At 41.5% G+C, this 246-nt stretch carries 1 protein-coding gene; it reads left to right on the top strand.

The features are described 5' to 3' along the window. Positions 1–246, top strand: a 246-nt coding sequence (locus DMB68_RS23525) for a hypothetical protein (RefSeq protein WP_165830206.1), incomplete at both ends; no start/stop codon positions are given.

The raw sequence follows: 246 nt of genomic DNA, 5'->3' as shown, positions 1-246 counted from the left end.
ATACTACTGCGCCAATGTGGACAACTGCTGCAGCTTCTTTAGATGCAACTTTACAATGTAGTGATTTTTCAGGTTTGGCTACCGCTCAGGCAGCTGCACCAATAGCTACCGATAATTGTGGAGGAACTGTAACCTATACCAAAACAAGCGGAAGCTTTATGGCTGGTTCCTGTGTAAACTCTGGAACTTACACTAATACATGGGTTGCAAAAGATGTTTGTTTGAATACTTCAACCTTATTTACAC

It is taken from the genome of Flavobacterium hydrophilum, from assembly GCF_003202405.1.
GTDB lineage: Bacteria > Bacteroidota > Bacteroidia > Flavobacteriales > Flavobacteriaceae > Flavobacterium > Flavobacterium hydrophilum.
This window is presented reverse-complemented; position numbering and strand designations above follow the sequence as displayed.